Below are 16617 nucleotides of genomic sequence, written 5' to 3'. Positions count from 1 at the left end.
CGATCCTAGGGCGCCCCGCCGACCGTCCGGGGCGCCGCCCACAGCCGGGTCGCCGACCGGTGGGCGGCGACCACGGCGGGCGGTCAGCCCCCGACGGCGGCGGCCCTGAGCTCGGCCGCGAGCGCCTCGTCCACGCGACCGCGCAGGTGGGTGCCCTCGGCCAGGTGCTCCTCGGCGACCGAGCCGCCGGCCTCGTGCACGCGGTGGACCAGGTCGCCGCGGGAGTACGGGACGACCAGGTCGATCTCGACGTGCGGCTGGGGCAGCTCGGCCGCGATGAGCTCCCGCAGCTCGGCCATGCCCTCGCCGGAGTGCGCCGACACGACGACGCTGCGCCGCTCGCGACGCTGCACCCGGCCGACGACGGCCGGGTCGGCGACGTCGGCCTTGTTGAGCACGACGACCTCGGCCACGTCCGCGATCCCGGGGATCTCGGCGAGCACCTCGCGCACCGCGGCGATCTGGCCCTCGGGGTCCGGGTGGGAGGCGTCGACCACGTGCAGCAGCAGCGCGGCGTCGCCCACCTCCTCGAGCGTGGACCGGAACGCCTCGACGAGCTGGTGCGGCAGGTGCCGCACGAACCCGACGGTGTCCGTGAAGGTGTACGGTCGGCCGTCCTCCGTGCGGGCCTTGCGGACGGTCGGGTCCAGCGTCGCGAACAGGGCGTTCTCGACGAGGACGCCCGCGTCGGTGAGCGCGTTGAGCAGCGACGACTTCCCGGCGTTCGTGTAGCCGGCGATCGCCACGTTCGGCACGCCGTGCCGCTTGCGGTCGAGCCGCTTGGTCTCGCGCCCGGGGGCCATGGCGGCGATCTCGCGGCGCAGCTTGGCCATCCGGTTGCGGATCCGGCGCCGGTCCAGCTCGATCTTCGTCTCGCCGGGTCCGCGGGAGCCCATGCCGGCGCCCTGGCCGCCCACCTGGCCACCGGCCTGGCGGGACATCGAGTCGCCCCAGCCGCGCAGGCGCGGCAGGAGGTACTCGAGCTGGGCGAGCTCGACCTGGGCCTTGCCCTCCCGCGACTTGGCGTGCTGGGCGAAGATGTCGAGGATCAGCGCGGTGCGGTCGACCACCTTGACCTTGACGATGTCCTCCAGCGCGCGGCGCTGCGACGGGGCCAGCTCGGTGTCGGCCACCACGGTGTCGGCGCCGACGGACGCGACGACGTCGGCGAGCTCGGCCGCCTTGCCGGACCCGAGGTACGTGCCCGGGTCGGGCTTCTGGCGGCGCTGCAGCAGGCCGTCGAGCACCTGCGAGCCCGCGGTCTCGGCGAGCGCGGCGAGCTCGCGCAGCGAGACCTCCGCCTCGCGGGCCGCGGCCTCGCCACCGGAGTACAGGCCGACGAGCACCACGCGCTCCAGGCGGAGCTGGCGGTACTCGACCTCGGTGACGTCCTCGAGCTCGGTGGAGAGCCCGGCGACGCGGCGCAGCGAGATGCGCTCCTCGAGGTCGAGCTGTTCGCCGTCGTGGGCGGTGTGCACCGTGGCGCCCTCGGACCGCGCCGTCCCGGCCCGTGCGAGCACCCGGGCGACGACGTCCTGCGCGATCGCCTGGGCGTCGCGCTCGGCCTCGCGGCGCGCGTCCGCCGAGGTCTCGGCGCCGGAGGCCCCGGCGGTCTCGTCGGCCTGCGGGGTGTCGGGGTTGGTCGGGGTGTGGGTCAAGGTGTGCCTCTCGGGTCGGGGTCGGCGGTCCTGCCGCCGTAGGAGTACAACAAGGGTCCCACGCGAGACAGTCCCGGTGGAGAGTTTTTCCCCGTGCAGGCCGGGCCCGCAGTTCTGCGGGGCGGGCGCCGGGCACGACGCCGGAGGCGACGCCCGGGACCTAGGATCGCGGGGTGAGCGAGCAGCCCGACCACTACTTCACCGCGCAGCCGGCCTCCGCCGCCGAGCGCCGCCGCGCCGTCGTCGAGCTCGCCGGCCGGGAGGTCGAGGTGGACGTCGCCTCCGGCGTCTTCTCTCCCGGCGGCGTCGACAAGGGGACGCGCGTGCTGCTGCGCGAGGTGTCCGCCCCGCCCGCCTCGGGCGACCTGCTCGACCTCGGCTGCGGCTGGGGACCCCTCGCCCTCACGATGGCGCTCGCGTCCCCCGGGGCGACCGTCTGGGCGGTGGACGTCAACGAACGGGCGCTCGACCTGCTCCGCTCGACGGCGGCGCGCCTGGGGCTGAAGAACGTGCGCGCCGTGCGCGCCGAGGACGTGTCGGACGACGTGCGGTTCACCGCGATCTGGTCGAACCCGCCGATCCGCGTCGGCAAGGCCGTGCTGCACGATCTCCTGCGCGCCTGGATCCCCCGGCTGGCCCCCGACGCCGAGGCGTGGCTCGTGGTGCAGAAGAACCTGGGCTCCGACTCGCTGGCGCGCTGGATCGAGGCCGAGCTGGGCCGCGGCGTCGAGCGGGCGTCGTCGTCCAAGGGCTTCCGCGTGCTCCGCGTCGACTGACCCGCGACGCCGCCGGTCGCTCAGAGCTCCCCGAGCTCCGTCTCGCCGCTGAACACCAGCTCCGCGGGGCCGGCGAGCTCCACGTGCCCGTTGTCGAGCAGCCGCACCCGGACGAGCCCGCCGGGCACCTCGACCTCCCAGACGTCCGGCACGGGGCCGTCGGCGCCCGCCGCGGCCCACGCGCGCACCGCGAGCGCCGCGGCGCACGCCCCCGTGCCGCAGGACTGCGTCTCCCCCACGCCGCGCTCGTGCACGCGCATCCGCACGTGCCCGACCGCCCGCCCGTCGGGGTCCACCGTCTCGGCGAGGGGCACGACGAGCTCGACGTTCGTGCCCTCGGGGGGCTGGGGGTCGACCTCGGGCGCGCGGGTCAGGTCGGCCTCGGCGAGCTCCGACGCGCGCGCGAGGGCGACCACGGTGTGCGGGTTGCCCATGTCGACGCTCAACGCCGGGCGCGGGGCGTCCCAGCCCCGCACGAGGACGGCGGCGTCGGCGCCGCGCGTCGCGGCCTCCTGCCCGCCGGGCAGCGCCCAGGGACCCATGTCCACGGCGTACCAGCCGCCGGGCTCCTTGCGGACCCGGCGCACGCCGGCGCGGGTGCCGAGCGCGAGCTCCTGCCCGTCGTCGAGGTCCGCGAGCCCGAGCTGCTCGGCGAACGCGGTGAAGACGCGCACGCCGTTGCCGCACATCTGGGCGACGGAGCCGTCGGAGTTGCGGTAGTCCATGAACCAGATCGCCGCGGGCTCCTCGGCGAGCACACGGTCGGCGACCGCCTCGCCGGCGCGCGCGACGGCCGCGGTCGGCGCGAGCCGGATGACGCCGTCGCCGCCGATCCCGGCGCGTCGGTCGGCCAGGCGCCGCACCTGGTCCGGGGTCAGGTCGAGGTCTCCCCGCGTGTCGGCCAGCAGCACGAAGTCGTTCTGGGTGCCGTGACCCTTGGTGAAGCGCAGCGTCATGAGCCCAGACTACGGCGCACGGGCCCCGTCCCGGGCTCGGGCAGCCGCCCGGCGTCGGCGTCGCGCACCACCGCGAGCGCCTCGTCCAGCAGGTCGGGCGAGCCCGCGTCGAGCCAGCGCACCCGCGGGTCCCGGCCGAACCAGCCCATCTGCTTGCGCGCCAGACGACGGGTGTTCGCGACGATCGCCTCGCGAGCGGCCTCGAGCGTGAGCTCACCCCGCCAGCACGCGAGCAGCTCGGCGTAGCCGACCGCGCGGGCCGCCGTCGTGCCCAGGCCCGTGCCCGTCCCGCCCTGCTCGGCCGAGGCGAGCGAGCGCACCTCCTCGAGGAGGCCCTCGTCCCACATCCGCTCGACCCGGCCCGCCACGCGGGCGTCGAGCACCTCGCGGTCGCAGTCGAGCCCGATCTGCACGGCCGGGCGGACGTGCTCCTGGCGGGGCAGGTTGGCGGTGTACGGGCGGCCGGTGAGCTCGATGACCTCGAGCGCGCGCACGATCCGGCGTGTGTTGTGCGGTCCGATCGACGCCGCGGCGTCGGGGTCGAGCCGGGCGAGCTCGTCGTGCAGGGCGCGGCGCCCCTCGCGCTCGGCGCGGTCCTCGAGCCGGGCCCGGACGGCCGCGTCGGTGCCGGGGAAGTCCATGTGGTCGAGCAGCGCGCGCACGTACAGGCCGGAGCCCCCGACGACGACGGCGCGCGCCCCGCGGCCCGCGATCGCCTCCAGGTCGGCGCGCGCCGCGCTCTGGTACCGCGCCACGGACGCGTCCTCGAGCGGGTCCAGGACGTCGAGCTGGTGGTGCACGATCCCGCGCCGCTCGGCGACCGGCACCTTCGCCGTCCCGACGTCCATGCCCCGGTAGAGCTGGAACGCGTCCGCGTTGACGACCTCGGCGTCGGCGGTCCCCCGCAGGGCGCCGCGCGCACCGGCTCCGGACGGCGACAGGGCCTGCGCCAGGTCGAGCGCCAGGTCGGACTTCCCCGTCGCCGTCGGGCCGACGACGGCGACGACCGCGGCCGCGCCGGACCCGCCCCCGCGCGCGCTCTCGGACGGCCTCGCGGTGGGGTCGGGTGCGCTCACGCCCACGACCCTAGCCCGCCGTCCGAAGGCTGTCGGACAGGCTGGTTAGGGTGTCCTTCGCCACCCACCGAGCCCGGCGCGACGACGCGTGCGCCCCGGCTCCCGCACAGGACGAGGACCCATGGCCTTCTTCACCAAGCCCACCGACGCGGCCACCGCCGCCCCCGCCCCGCTCACCCGGGACCGGCTGGAGGCGCTGATGACGCGCCGCGAGTGGTACTTCGGCATCGACGACGACGGCGACCTCGGCGGGGTCTGGGACGAGAACACGTTCTACTTCCTGCTCGTGGGCGAGCCCGCAGGGATCCTGCAGATCCGCGGTCGATGGAGCCGCACGCTCCCGGTCTCCGGGCTGGGGACGCTCACCGCGCTCATCAACGAGTGGAACGTGGGGCGCATCTGGCCCAAGGTCTTCGCACGCCCGGAGGACGACGGCTCGGCCGTCGTCGTGTACGCCGAGGTGGCCACCGACCTGCGCAGCGGCGCGAACGACGAGCAGCTCGAGCGGATCGTCGACTGCGGCCTCGCCACGGGCCTGTCCTTCTTCGAGATGCTGGACGAGCGCTACCCGGCGGGCGACGGCCCGCAGGGGGCGGAGCAGGAGGCCGCACGCCCCGCGGCGGGCGACGCGCGGTGACCAGCGGCACCGACGCCTTCCAGGTCGACCTGCGCGGGCTGGTCGAGCTGCTGAGCCGGCACCTGTACTCGAGCCCCCGCGTCTACCTGCGCGAGCTGCTGCAGAACGGCGTCGACGCGATCACCGCGCGCCGCGCCCTGGACGCCGACGCGCCCGCGCGCGTGCTGCTGCGCCCGCTGGACGACGGCGGTCTCGAGGTGCACGACACGGGCGTCGGCCTCACCGCCGACGAGGCCCGCGACCTGCTGGCCACGATCGGGCACAGCTCGAAGCGCGACGCCGGGCCTGCCGACCCGGCCGACCCGCTCGCCGGGGCTCTCGGCACGGGGTTCGGGGGCGGGCGCGAGGAGTTCCTCGGCCAGTTCGGGATCGGCCTGCTGTCGGCGTTCATGGTCGCCGACGAGATCGACCTCGTGTCGCGCTCGGCGCGCGACCCGCAGGCCGCGCCCGTGCGGTGGCGCGGCTACGCCGACGGGCGGTACGAGCTCACCGAGCTCGACCCCGCCGACCCCTCGGCTCCCGGCGAGCCCGGGAGCGTCGTCCGGCTGCGCCCGCTGCGCGACGCGGAGCACTGGCTCGAGCCCGACACCGTCGCGGCCCTCGCCGCCGACTTCGGCGGGCTGCTGCCCGTGGACGTGTCGGTCGAGGTGCGCCTGGACGACGGCGGCACGGTCAGGCGCCGCCTCAGCGGAGGCGAGCTGCCCTGGCGCGCGACCCGTGCGGACGACGCCGAGCGCGCGCGGGCGCTGGCGGCGTACTGCGAGCGCACCCTCGGCTTCACGCCGCTGGCCCACATCGACCTCGACCTGCCCGTCGCCGGGCTCAGCGGGGTCGCGTTCGTGCTCCCCGCCGCCGTGGCGCCGACGACCGCCGCGCACCACCGGGTGTCGCTCAAGCGCATGCTGCTCGGCACGGGCGTCGAGAGCCTCCTGCCCGAGTGGGCGTTCTTCGTCCGCTGCGTCGTCGACGCGTCCGCCCTGCGGCCGACGGCGTCGCGCGAGGGGTTGTTCGAGGACGACGTGCTGTTCGCCACCCGCGAGGCGCTCGGCGAGCAGGTCCGTGCCTGGGCCCTCGAGACGCTGGCCGAGCCGTCGCCGCTGGCACGGTCGTTCCTGTCCACGCACCACCTCGCGGTCCGCGCCCTGGCGGTGCAGGACGACGCCATGCTCGACCTCGCCGCCCGGGTGCTGCCGTTCGAGACCACCGTCGGCACGCGCACGCTCGCCGACCTGGCCGAGCCCTCCGACGGGGAGGCGCCCGCGCGGGTGCTGTGGACCACCAGCGTCGAGGAGTACCGCCGGGTGGCCGCGGTCGCCGCGGCGCAGGGCCTGCCGGTGCTCAACGCGGGGTACGTCTACGACGCCGACCTGCTCGCCCGCGTCGCCCGGCGACGACCGGGGTGGCGCCTCGCCCCGGTGGCGCCGGGCGACCTCGAGGCCGTGCTGGGCGAGGTGGAGCCGCTGCGCGAGCTCGAGGTGACCGCCGCGCTCGCCGCCCTCGGCGACGACCTCGCCGACCAGGACTGCGACGTCCAGCTGCGGGTCTTCTCGCCGTCCGAGGTGCCCGCGATGGTGCTCACCGACCGGGACGGGGAGCACGCCCGTCAGGCCCGCGCGGCCGCAGCCCCCGTCGGCGACGCCACGGACGTCTGGGGCTCCGTCCTCACCGGCCTCGCCGGCCCGGCCCGTGCCCGCCGTCTCGTGCTGAACGACGCCAACCCGACGGTCCGCGCGCTGCTCGCGGCCGACGACGCCCCCGTCCGCGCGGCGGGCGCCCGGTCGCTGTACGTGACCGCCCTGCTCGCGTCGGGCCGGCCGCTGGCCGGCGCCGAGGCGAGCCTGCTCGACCACGCCCTGCGCACGCTGCTCGAGCGTGCCCTGCCCGACGCCAGCACCACCGAGCCCCGCACCACCGAGCCCCGCACCACCGACACCGAGGACGACGCCCGATGACCCGCACCCTGGACGAGGCGAACCGCGCCGTCTCGACGATCATGAGCATGCCGTACGGCGTCGCGCGCAGCGCCGCCGCGGAGCAGGAGGCCGCCCGCATCACCGCGGAGGGCCCGGACGAGGCCCGCGCGTACGCCCTGTTCGCGCTGGTGGACTCGTACACCTCGACGCCCGAGGCCGAGAAGGCGTTCCTGCCGTTCACGCAGCTGTTGCGCTGGTGGGACGAGCACCCGGAGCTGTTCGACGGCAGCGACACCCACTCGCTGTTCTGGTCGTTCAAGTGGATGGTGGGCCTGCTCGCCCGCTTCCCCTCCGTCCCGACCGCACAGCTCGACGCGACGCTCGACGACATGGAGCGCCGCTACGCGCTGGCCGGGAACGGGACCAGCGCGGTGGCCGGCGAGCGGTTCGCCTGGCTGCGCGCCCAGGGTGCCCCCGGCACGGAGGAGGCGTACCGCACCTGGATCACCACGCCCCGCGACTCCTTCTCGGACTGCGCCGCCTGCCTGCCCGCCGGTCAGGCGGAGTACCTCGCCGAGACCGGCCGCGTCCGCGAGGCGGCCGACGTCGTGAGCGCCGCCGTCGCGTCGGGCGCCACCTGCGGCGACGAGCCCGCGGGGATGGAGTCCCTGCTGCAGCTGCTCCTGCTGGACCTGGGCGACGCCGCGGGTGCCGCGGCCGCGCACCGCAGCGCGATGAGCCACCTCGACGCCGCGGTGTCGAAGGAGATCGCCACCTCCCGCCACGTGGAGTTCCTCGCGCGGACCGGGCACCCGGAGCGCGCCCTGCGGCTCCTGCACGCCTCCCCCGAGCACCTCACGGTGTCCGACTCGCCGGGCGAGCGCTTCGCCGTGCTCACCCACGTCGCGGTCGCCACGGGCGTGCTGCGCGAGACGCACGCCGAGACGCCCGTCGAGCTCGCGGGGGTGCCGGCGCGCACGGTCGCCGAGCTGGACGCGTGGGCGCGCGGCGAGCTCGCGCCGGTCGCCCGCGCCTTCGACGCCCGGCACGGCACCGACCGGCACGCCCGCCTGCTCGACGCCGCGTGGGAACGGCAGTCGCGCCGCCTTCCCGTCGAGCTCGGCGTGCTCGCCGCCGCCGAGCGCACGGCCGCCGCGACCGACCCCGCCCCCGGCCCGGTGCCCGACGCGCTGACCGACGTGCTCACCGACGGGCTGCCCACGTCTCTCGCGGGCGCGGACGCGGGCTCCCCCGCCGGCGTCGACCTCGCCGGCGTGACGGACCCGCGCGACGACGCCGACCCGGTCGCCGCCGCTCTCGCACGGGCGGAGCTCGAGCCCGACCCCGTCGAGGCCTCCGCGGCCTACCTCACCGCCGCCCGCGTGGCCGAGGAGGCCGGGCGGCTCGAGGACGCCGGCTTCGCCCTGGCCGAGGCCGCGCAGGTCGCCGCCGCCCTGGGCGACGACGAGGGCGCGGTGCCCGCGTTCGGTCGGGCCGTCGGCCTGCTCCGGGCCGCGGGGACCGACCCCGCCTACGTGGGCCCCGTGGTCCGGGCCGCCGCCGGGGCCCAGGCTCGCGTCGGCGACGTCGACGCCGCCCTCGCCGCCGTCGAGCGGGTGCTCGAGGACGTCGCGCGCCCCGCGGACGAGGCGCCCGCGGCGCCGACGCCCGCGCTGTCGGAGGACCTCGCGACCCGCCGCGCCGCGTTCGCCGCCGCCGAGGAGCGGCAGCTGCGCGACGTGCGCGCCCGCCTCCTCGCGACCGCGGGGCAGCACGCCGAGGCGGCGCGCCAGGCGGAGACGGTGGCCGAGGAGTTCGGTCGTGCCGGCCTCCCCTTCGACGCCGCCCACGCGTTCTGGCTGGCCGGCAGCGCGCTCCGGGCCACGGGCGACGCCACCGCGGCGGTCGACCCGCTGCGGGCCGCGCTGGAAGGTCTCGCGGCGGTGGGCGCGCGGGCGGACCTGGCCACCGTCGCGGACGAGCTCGTCGGGACGCTCCGGGGTCTGGGTCGCGCCGAGGAGGCCGACGCCGTCGCCGCGTCGCTCGTGCCCTGACGCCCGGCACCCGGCGCAGGGCCGGTCGGCTGGTCAGCCCACGCGTCCCTCGGCGATTCCGTAGGACGGCGGCAGGTGCTCGTGGCCGCCGGGGACGGTCGTCACGCCCCACGACCACCGGCCCGGCGCCACGGCGCCGTCCAGCAGGGCCGAGACCGCCGGCGCGAGGAGCACCGGGCAGCCGGGTCCCCGGTCGGGCGTCGAGCCCGGCTGCGGGTCCGGCACCGCCGCGGCGCCCGGGGCCCCGGGCGCGGCGCCCCCCGCGACGACGACCGCGGGGGCGCGGTGCAGCGCGGCGACCGCCTCGGCCGGCGCCCCGGCGGCGTCGGACACCTCGAGCACGACGACGTCGGGCGGTCCGTCGTGTCCCGCTCGCCGCAGCGCGGCGCGCAGCGCGAGCAGCGCCACCGATGCCGGCACGTGCGCCGGACGGGCCGGCGCCGGGTCCGCCCGGGCCCACCCGGCGACGTCGGGCACCCAGCGGTCGGCGACACCCGCCCCCGCGAGGGACGGCCGCCGCCGACCGAAACCGCCGCCCGCCCCCCGAGGCACGGCCCCCAGCACCACGAGAGGTGCGTCACCGTCCCGCCGCGTCGTCGCCGGGGTGACGGACGCGGCCACCAGCCGGTCGAGGGCCGCGGCCACCGCGACGCGGACGTCAGCGAGGAGGTCGGCGCCGCCGCCGGCACCGGGCACGAGCAGGGACGTTCCTGGGAGGACGACGGCGCGGGCTGGCACGCGCCCAACCTACCCTCGCCCTCGCGACCGCCCTCGTCACGCCCCTGCCACCGCGGCGGCGGCCGGCACGGCCCGCTCCCCACGCCGTCCGGCCCTCGGCGCACTCACCCCGCCGTGGGTCCCGACGTGTAGCGTGGACGGGTGAGGTTCTTCGGTTCACGCCGGGCAAGCAAGATCCGGCCGACCTCCGTCGGCCGGGAGGACGAGCTCGTGGGCGACCTTCGGGACGACGAGCTCCACGACCGGATCGAGGGTCTGCTCGCCGACCACGTCGGCGCGGACGACGCGCTGGCCCCGTTGTCGCGCGACCGCGTGACGGACTGGCTGGAACGGTCCGGTTTCTCCTACTTCGTCGACTCCGACGGAGACGTCGGCGGGCTCTGGCACGGCTGGTTGTTCTACTTCCTCGTGCTGGGCGAGCGGTCGGAGGTGCTCCAGGTCCGCGGCCAGTGGCACCGCGACCTCAGCATCGATCGCCTCGGCGACATCCTCGAGCTCTGCAACGAGTGGAACGCCGAGCGGATCTGGCCCAAGACGTACGTGCGCGTGCGCGACGACGGCTCCGTCGTCGTGTGCGCGGAGGTCACGGTGGACGTCGGCAGCGCGGTCGGCGAGGCGCAGCTCGACCAGCTGCTGCAGTGCGGCCTCAGCACGGGGTCGATGTTCTTCGAGCACCTCGACACCACGTTCCGCGACCCGCTGCGGGACGCGTCGTGACCGGCGCACACCGGTCCGGCGGCACCGCCCGCCGGCTGCTCGGCGGCGTCCGGCGAGCGGCGGACGCGGTCGGTCGCGCCGTGCAGGACGCCGGCGCACGCGTGGCCGCCCGCGCGGAGCGCGCGCCCGCGGGACCGCGCGGCACGACGCCGAGGCCGTTGTCCCACGCCCGTGTCGCGGACGACCTGACCCGCCGGGGCTACCGGTTCCGCACGGACGACGACGGCGACGTGACCGGCACGTGGGACGGCAACCGGTTCTGGTTCCTCCTGCTCGGCGACCACGACGAGATCCTGCAGGTGCGCGGCCGCTGGGCCGGCACGGTGCCCGAGGGCGCCCGCCTGGCGGTGCTGCAGGCCGTGAACGACTGGAACCGCGAGCGGGTGTGGCCCAAGGTGTACGCCCGAGCGGAGGGTGAACGGCTCGCGCTCTACACCGAGGTGTCGGTGGACTTCGAGCACGGCGCGACGGACGAACAGCTCGCCGCCACCGTGTCGTGCGGACTCGTCACGTCGTCGCAGTTCTTCAGCACCGTGGGCGCGATGACGCCTGGCGGGCCGGAGACCGACGGCCCGTCCTGAGCCGGCCCGGCCCGAGCGCCCCTGACCGTCAGGCCCGCAGCGAGGGCATCCCGAGCACGACCGGGCCCGCGGACGGCGCCGTGCCGTGGGAGTGCTCGTCCTCTCCCCCGCCGAGGCGCGCCGTCTCCCGCTGCGCCCAGGCGTCACCCGACCGGGTGCGGCGCACGGCGTACGCGCCGCCGTCGAGCACCGCGTCCGCGACGAGGAAGTGCGGCGCCGACCGCGTGACCCCCACGGTCACGACGTCGCCCGGGCGCGGCAGGCGCGGGTCGAGGGTCGCGGCGTCGGCGAGCCGCGGGTCCTCGAGCGAGGCCGGGGCGCCGGCGAGGCCCTCGGCCCCGGCGGCGACGTCGTCGAGCAGGTCGGCGGGGAGCGCGAGGTGCACGAGCCGGTTGTCGGGGGCGCGTCCGGAGAGCCGGTGCGTCGCGCCGTCCTTCTTGCCGGCGCCCTCGGAGACCAGGACGTCGATCGTGCGCCCGACCTGGCGGGCGGCCTCCTCGCCGGCGATGCGCTCCTGGAGGGCCAGCAGGCGCTCGAACCGCTCCTGCACGACCTCCTTGGGCAGCTGCTCCTCCATGGTCGCGGCCGGCGTGCCGGGGCGCGGGGAGTACTGGAACATGAACGCCGAGCTGAACCGCGAGGCCTCCACGACGCGCAGCGTCTCGCGGAAGTCCTCCTCCGTCTCCCCCGGGAAGCCCACGATGATGTCGGTCGTGATCGCGGCGTCCGGCATGGCGTCCCGCACGCGGTCGAGGATGCCGAGGAACCTGGCCGACCGGTACGACCGGCGCATGGCGCGCAGCACGCGGTCCGAGCCGGACTGCAGCGGCATGTGCAGGCTCGGCATGACGTTCGGCGTCTCGGCCATGGCCTCGATGACGTCGTCGGTGAACGCCGCCGGGTGCGGGGAGGTGAAGCGCACGCGCTCCAGCCCCTCGATCGCGCCGCAGGCGCGCAGCAGCTTCGCGAACGCGCCGCGGTCGCCGAACTCGACGCCGTAGCTGTTGACGTTCTGGCCCAGCAGCGTGACCTCGACGGCCCCGGCGGCCACGAGCGCCTCGACCTCCGCCAGGACCTCCCCCGGACGGCGGTCGCGCTCCTTGCCACGCAGGTGCGGCACGATGCAGAACGTGCAGGTGTTGTTGCAGCCGACCGAGATCGACACCCAGCCCGCGTACACGGACTCGCGCCGCGTAGGCAGCGTGGAGGGGAAGACCTGCAGCGACTCGGCGATCTCCACCTGGGCCTCGGCGTTGTGGCGGGCCCGCTCGAGGAGGACCGGGAGCGCGTCCAGGTTGTGCGTGCCGAAGACGACGTCCACCCACGGCGCCTTGGACACGATCTCGCCGCGGTCCTTCTGCGCGAGGCAGCCGCCGACCGCGATCTGCATCCCCGGCCGGTCCGACTTGATCCCGGCGAGCTGCCCGAGGTTCCCGTAGAGCCGGGTCGCGGCGTTCTCGCGCACGGCGCAGGTGTTGATCACGACGACGTCGGCGCGGCTGGCCGCCTCGTCCTCGGCGGTGGCGCGCGCGTAGCCGGCCTGCTCGAGCATGCCGGCCATGTGCTCCGAGTCGTGCACGTTCATCTGGCAGCCCAGGGTGCGCACGAGATAGGTGCGCTGGCCGGACGGCTCGTCGGTGGGACGTGCCGACACGGCGGGGCTCTGCGTGGTACTGGACATCGCATCTAGGGTACGGTGCCCGACGGCCGGGCCCCGACGAGGTGACCCACCCATCGCTCGAGAGCGCCGCACGACGCCGTCGCACGACGACCGCGACCCACGACGCTCGAGACACGCGGCCACCGCCGCCGGGACTCGGACCGCGCGCCCTGCGCGTGCACTGTTACTGAACCGTTGCGGAACCGGACAACCCGGTGCTGGTCGCGGAAACACCGAGTGGATAGGTTCGACAGATGGATCACGGCGATGCGACCACGACGACCGACCCCGCCGAGGCGTCGTCCTCCCTCGGTGCCCCGCTCGTCGAGCTGAAGAACGTCAACAAGCACTTCGGCGAGCTGCACGTGCTCCAGGACATCGACCTCACCGTGCGCAGGGGCGAGGTGCTCGTCGTCATCGGCCCGTCCGGCTCCGGGAAGTCCACCCTGTGCCGGGCGATCAACCGCCTCGAGACGATCGACTCCGGCGAGATCCGGATCGACGGCCAGCCCCTGCCCGAGGAGGGCAAGGCCCTGGCCAAGCTGCGGGCCGACGTCGGCATGGTGTTCCAGGCGTTCAACCTCTTCGCGCACAAGACGATCCTGGAGAACGTCACGCTCGGGCCGGTCAAGGTCCGCAAGGAGCGCTCGTCGGCCGCGAAGGAGCGCGCCCTGCAGCTGCTCGACCGGGTCGGGGTGAAGAACCAGGCCCAGAAGATGCCCGCCCAGCTCTCCGGTGGTCAGCAGCAGCGCGTCGCGATCGCCCGGGCGCTGGCGATGAAGCCCAAGGTGATGCTCTTCGACGAGCCCACCTCGGCGCTCGACCCGGAGATGATCAACGAGGTCCTGGACGTCATGGTCGCGCTCGCGAAGGAGGGCATGACGATGATCGTCGTCACCCACGAGATGGGCTTCGCCCGCAAGGCCGCGAACCGCGTCGTCTTCATGGCGGACGGCCAGATCGTCGAGGAGGCCACCCCCGAGGAGTTCTTCACCGCGCCGAAGAGCGACCGTGCCAAGGACTTCCTGTCCAAGATCCTCTCCCACTGACCCGCCCACGACCCGACCTCCCCACGACCACAGCCACGCAAGGGCGGGAACCCCCGCCGGCCGCGCGGACCGGGACCTGACATCGGCGTCCCCGGCCCGCCCGGGCGACCACAACGAAGGGTAAGAACGATGCGCACACGACACGCAGGGGCCGCGGCGCTCGCCGCACTGACCGCTCTCACGCTCGCCGCCTGCGGCGGCGGCGAGGTCGGTGGCGGTGGTGGTGGCGGCGACGAGACCGGTGGCTCCGGTGGCGGCGACTCCATCAAGATCGGCATCAAGTTCGACCAGCCCGGCCTGGGCTACCAGGACGGCAGCGAGTACACCGGCTTCGACACCGACGTCGCCCGCTACGTCGCGGACAAGCTCGGCTACTCGGAGGACCAGATCGAGTGGGTCGAGGCGCCGTCGGCCAACCGCGAGACCATGCTGCAGACCGGCCAGGTCGACATGATCTTCGCGACCTACTCCATCACCGACGAGCGCAAGGAGCAGGTCGCGTTCGCCGGCCCGTACTTCATCGCCGGCCAGGACCTCCTCGTCGCCGAGGACAACACCGACATCACCGGCCCCGAGACGCTCGAGGGCAAGAACCTCTGCTCGGTGACCGGCTCGACGTCGGCGCAGCGCATCAAGGACGAGTACGCCGAGGGTGTGCAGCTCGTGGAGCGGCCCGGCTACGCCGAGTGCGTCACCGCGCTCACCGCCGGCCAGGTCGACGCGGTCACGACCGACGACATCATCCTCGCCGGCCTCGCCGCGCAGGACGCCAACAAGGGCAAGGTCAAGGTCGTGGGCAACCCGTTCTCCGAGGAGAACTACGGCGTCGGCCTCCCGCAGGACAACGACACCTGCGAGGACATCAACGCGGCCATCACGTCGATGATCGACGACGGGTCGTGGGAGAAGGCCGTCCAGGCGAACACCGAGGGCACCGGCTACACGCCCAACGCCGACCTCAACCCGCCGACGCCGGACGCCTGCGCCTGACGAGGCCGTCCGACCGTCCGATCGGCACCGGGGGGAGCGGCGCGGCCGCGCCGCTCCCCCCGCGTGTCGACCACTCGCCCGTCCACCGCGGCTCCGGCCGCATCCCCCGGGAGGCTGACACACCGTGGGTGACTTCCTGTCCCAGTTCAGCGAGCTCTTCGCGAACTACGACGTGCTCGGAGCGTTCTGGGTCAACATCCAGCTGACGTTCTGGGCCGCGATCTTCTCGCTGGTCCTCGGGACCGTGCTCGCGCTCATGCGCATCTCGCCGATCGCGAGCCTGCAGTGGGCCGGCGCCGCGTACGTGAACATCCTGCGCAACACGCCGCTGACCGTCATCATGACGTTCACGTTCCTGGCCGTGTGGACGCAGCTGCAGATCTCGTTGTCCGACGACTTCGCGCAGAACTTCTTCCGCTTCGCCGTCATCGGCCTGACCGTCTACCACGCGGCGTTCGTCTGCGAGTCGATCCGCTCGGGGGTCAACACCGTGCCGCTGGGTCAGGCGGAGGCCGCCCGCGCGATCGGGCTGCCCTTCCTGCCGGCGGCGCGCCTCATCATCCTGCCGCAGGCGTTCCGTGGCTCGGTCGCGCCCCTCGGCAACACCCTCATCGCGCTGCTGAAGAACTCCACGGTGGCCGCCGCGGCGAGCGTCTCCACGGAGACCTCGACGCTGATGCGGGAGATGATCGAGAGCAACGCCGACCTCATCTACGCGATCTTCATGACCTTCGCGATCGGCTTCGTCATCCTCGTGATCCCCATCGGCCTGCTCACCACGTACCTCTCCAACCGACTGGCGGTGCGCCGATGAGCTCCCAGCACTCCGTCCTCTTCGACGCCCCCGGCCCGCGTGCCCGGCGATGGATCGTCCTCGGCAACGTCGTCGGCGCGCTCGTCGTCCTCGGCATCGCGGCGGTGGTCCTGGTCGAGCTGGGCCGCAAGGGCCAGCTCTCCTGGGACCTGTGGGGTCCCGTCTTCACGTCGAGCGCCTGGCAGGACTACTTCATCCCGGGCCTGCAGAACACCCTGCGCGCGGCCGGGTTCGCCATCGTGGGGGCGATCCTCTTCGGGCTGATCTTCGGGTCGGGGCGCCTCGCACGATCGCGGACCGTCCGCTGGATCAGCGGCGTCGTCGTGGAGTTCTTCCGCGCCGTGCCCGTGCTGCTCATGATGATCTTCTTCTGGCTCCTGTTCGGCTTCAACCGGATCGGCACCGAGCCGGCGTTCCTGGCCGTGGTCGTGGCGCTCATCCTGTACAACGGCTCCGTCATCGCGGAGCTGGTGCGGGCCGGCGTCGGCAACCTGCCGAGGGGCCAGTCCGAGGCAGGCCTCGCGGTCGGGCTCACGGGTGGGCAGGTGCTGCGCTCGATCCAGCTCCCCCAGGCCCTCATCGCGATGCTGCCGGCGCTGGTCTCCCAGCTGGTCGTGGTCCTCAAGGACACCGCCCTGGGCCAGATCATCACCTACGACGAGCTGCTGCGCGCCGCGCAGATCTTCGGCAACGGCCACAGCAACAACCTGCAGACGCTCACCGTCGCGGCCGTGGTCTTCATCGTCATCAACTGGGCGCTGACCGCCGTGGCGCGGTGGCTCTCCCGCTACCTCAGCGGGCGCACGTCCGGCGCCACGGGGACCGGTCCCGGGATCGGCAACCCGACGACCGTCGCCGGCGGCAAGACGACGGGGCCGGGCAACGCCATCGCCGCCACCGGAGACCCGTCCGCGACCTGACGCGCGGTCACGCCTGCCACGCAGGACGACGGATGCCCCCGGACGCTTCTCGCGTCCGGGGGCATCCGTCGTCCTAGG

The 16617-nt window shown here is 74.9% G+C and carries 15 protein-coding genes; 10 read left to right on the top strand and 5 right to left on the bottom strand.

Annotated features, from left to right (window positions below; genetic code table 11):
* Nucleotides 1-83 precede the first annotated feature (83 nt).
* A complete protein-coding gene (hflX, locus tag ACFQ8T_RS15145; RefSeq protein WP_430547347.1) occupies nt 84-1658 on the bottom strand; it encodes a GTPase HflX in 1575 nt (524 codons plus the stop codon).
* A 173-nt stretch (nt 1659-1831) separates the two neighbouring features.
* On the opposite strand from hflX, the gene ACFQ8T_RS15140 reads away from it, so the two are divergent.
* The gene (locus ACFQ8T_RS15140; protein ID WP_430547346.1) at nt 1832-2434 is read left to right on the top strand and encodes a class I SAM-dependent methyltransferase; all 603 of its coding nucleotides are present in this window, start codon (nt 1832-1834) and stop codon (nt 2432-2434) included.
* Between the two features lie 20 nt (nt 2435-2454).
* Here the strand turns inward: ACFQ8T_RS15140 and dapF are convergent, their stop codons facing one another.
* Nucleotides 2455-3390, bottom strand: coding sequence for a diaminopimelate epimerase (gene dapF, locus ACFQ8T_RS15135; RefSeq protein ID WP_430547345.1), 936 nt, complete (start codon nt 3388-3390; stop codon nt 2455-2457).
* The gene (miaA, locus tag ACFQ8T_RS15130) at nt 3387-4466 is read right to left on the bottom strand and encodes a tRNA (adenosine(37)-N6)-dimethylallyltransferase MiaA (RefSeq protein ID WP_430547344.1); all 1080 of its coding nucleotides are present in this window, start codon (nt 4464-4466) and stop codon (nt 3387-3389) included. Before miaA ends, dapF begins: the two co-directional genes overlap by 4 nt.
* Nucleotides 4467-4587: 121 nt before the next feature.
* On the opposite strand from miaA, the gene ACFQ8T_RS15125 reads away from it, so the two are divergent.
* Genes ACFQ8T_RS15125 through ACFQ8T_RS15115 form a run of 3 tightly spaced genes read left to right on the top strand, consistent with a single transcriptional unit; the run spans nt 4588 to nt 9070 of the window.
* Nucleotides 4588-5103 (top strand): YbjN domain-containing protein, encoded by a 516-nt coding sequence (locus tag ACFQ8T_RS15125; protein WP_430547343.1) that lies wholly within the window; start codon nt 4588-4590, stop codon nt 5101-5103.
* Nucleotides 5100-7055, top strand: coding sequence for an HSP90 family protein (locus ACFQ8T_RS15120; protein ID WP_430547342.1), 1956 nt, complete (start codon nt 5100-5102; stop codon nt 7053-7055). Before ACFQ8T_RS15125 ends, ACFQ8T_RS15120 begins: the two co-directional genes overlap by 4 nt.
* Nucleotides 7052-9070: a hypothetical protein gene (locus ACFQ8T_RS15115; protein ID WP_430547341.1), complete on the top strand. Its 2019-nt coding sequence runs from the start codon at nt 7052-7054 to the stop codon at nt 9068-9070. Before ACFQ8T_RS15120 ends, ACFQ8T_RS15115 begins: the two co-directional genes overlap by 4 nt.
* Before the next feature lie 33 nt (nt 9071-9103).
* Here ACFQ8T_RS15115 and ACFQ8T_RS15110 read toward each other — a convergent pair whose 3' ends face one another.
* Complete coding sequence (locus ACFQ8T_RS15110; RefSeq protein ID WP_430547340.1) at nt 9104-9808, bottom strand: hypothetical protein; 705 nt, start codon at nt 9806-9808, stop codon at nt 9104-9106.
* Nucleotides 9809-9949: 141 nt separating this feature from the next.
* Here ACFQ8T_RS15110 and ACFQ8T_RS15105 point away from each other — a divergent pair, with 141 nt between their 5' ends.
* Together ACFQ8T_RS15105 and ACFQ8T_RS15100 are read left to right on the top strand one after the other, a co-directional pair.
* Complete coding sequence (locus ACFQ8T_RS15105; protein ID WP_430547339.1) at nt 9950-10525, top strand: YbjN domain-containing protein; 576 nt, start codon at nt 9950-9952, stop codon at nt 10523-10525.
* Nucleotides 10522-11106 carry a YbjN domain-containing protein gene (locus tag ACFQ8T_RS15100; RefSeq protein WP_430547338.1) on the top strand — a complete coding sequence of 195 codons (585 nt, stop codon included), beginning with the start codon at nt 10522-10524 and terminating at the stop codon, nt 11104-11106. Before ACFQ8T_RS15105 ends, ACFQ8T_RS15100 begins: the two co-directional genes overlap by 4 nt.
* Nucleotides 11107-11134: 28 nt before the next feature.
* Here ACFQ8T_RS15100 and miaB read toward each other — a convergent pair whose 3' ends face one another.
* Nucleotides 11135-12787 carry a tRNA (N6-isopentenyl adenosine(37)-C2)-methylthiotransferase MiaB gene (gene miaB, locus ACFQ8T_RS15095; protein ID WP_430547337.1) on the bottom strand — a complete coding sequence of 551 codons (1653 nt, stop codon included), beginning with the start codon at nt 12785-12787 and terminating at the stop codon, nt 11135-11137.
* Between the two features lie 233 nt (nt 12788-13020).
* Here miaB and ACFQ8T_RS15090 point away from each other — a divergent pair, with 233 nt between their 5' ends.
* The 4 genes from ACFQ8T_RS15090 to ACFQ8T_RS15075 all read left to right on the top strand — a co-directional run bounded on the left by ACFQ8T_RS15090 (nt 13021) and on the right by ACFQ8T_RS15075 (nt 16539).
* Complete coding sequence (locus tag ACFQ8T_RS15090; RefSeq protein ID WP_430547336.1) at nt 13021-13815, top strand: amino acid ABC transporter ATP-binding protein; 795 nt, start codon at nt 13021-13023, stop codon at nt 13813-13815.
* Between the two features lie 129 nt (nt 13816-13944).
* The gene (locus tag ACFQ8T_RS15085) at nt 13945-14805 is read left to right on the top strand and encodes a glutamate ABC transporter substrate-binding protein (RefSeq protein WP_430547335.1); all 861 of its coding nucleotides are present in this window, start codon (nt 13945-13947) and stop codon (nt 14803-14805) included.
* A gap of 124 nt (nt 14806-14929) precedes the next feature.
* The gene (locus ACFQ8T_RS15080; protein ID WP_430547334.1) at nt 14930-15619 is read left to right on the top strand and encodes an amino acid ABC transporter permease; all 690 of its coding nucleotides are present in this window, start codon (nt 14930-14932) and stop codon (nt 15617-15619) included.
* Complete coding sequence (locus ACFQ8T_RS15075) at nt 15616-16539, top strand: amino acid ABC transporter permease (protein ID WP_430547333.1); 924 nt, start codon at nt 15616-15618, stop codon at nt 16537-16539. Before ACFQ8T_RS15080 ends, ACFQ8T_RS15075 begins: the two co-directional genes overlap by 4 nt.
* Nucleotides 16540-16617 lie beyond the last annotated feature (78 nt).

The organism is Isoptericola sp. NPDC056618, assembly GCF_042792715.1.
Taxonomy (GTDB): Bacteria; Actinomycetota; Actinomycetes; order Actinomycetales; family Cellulomonadaceae; genus Isoptericola; species Isoptericola nanjingensis.
This window is presented reverse-complemented; position numbering and strand designations above follow the sequence as displayed.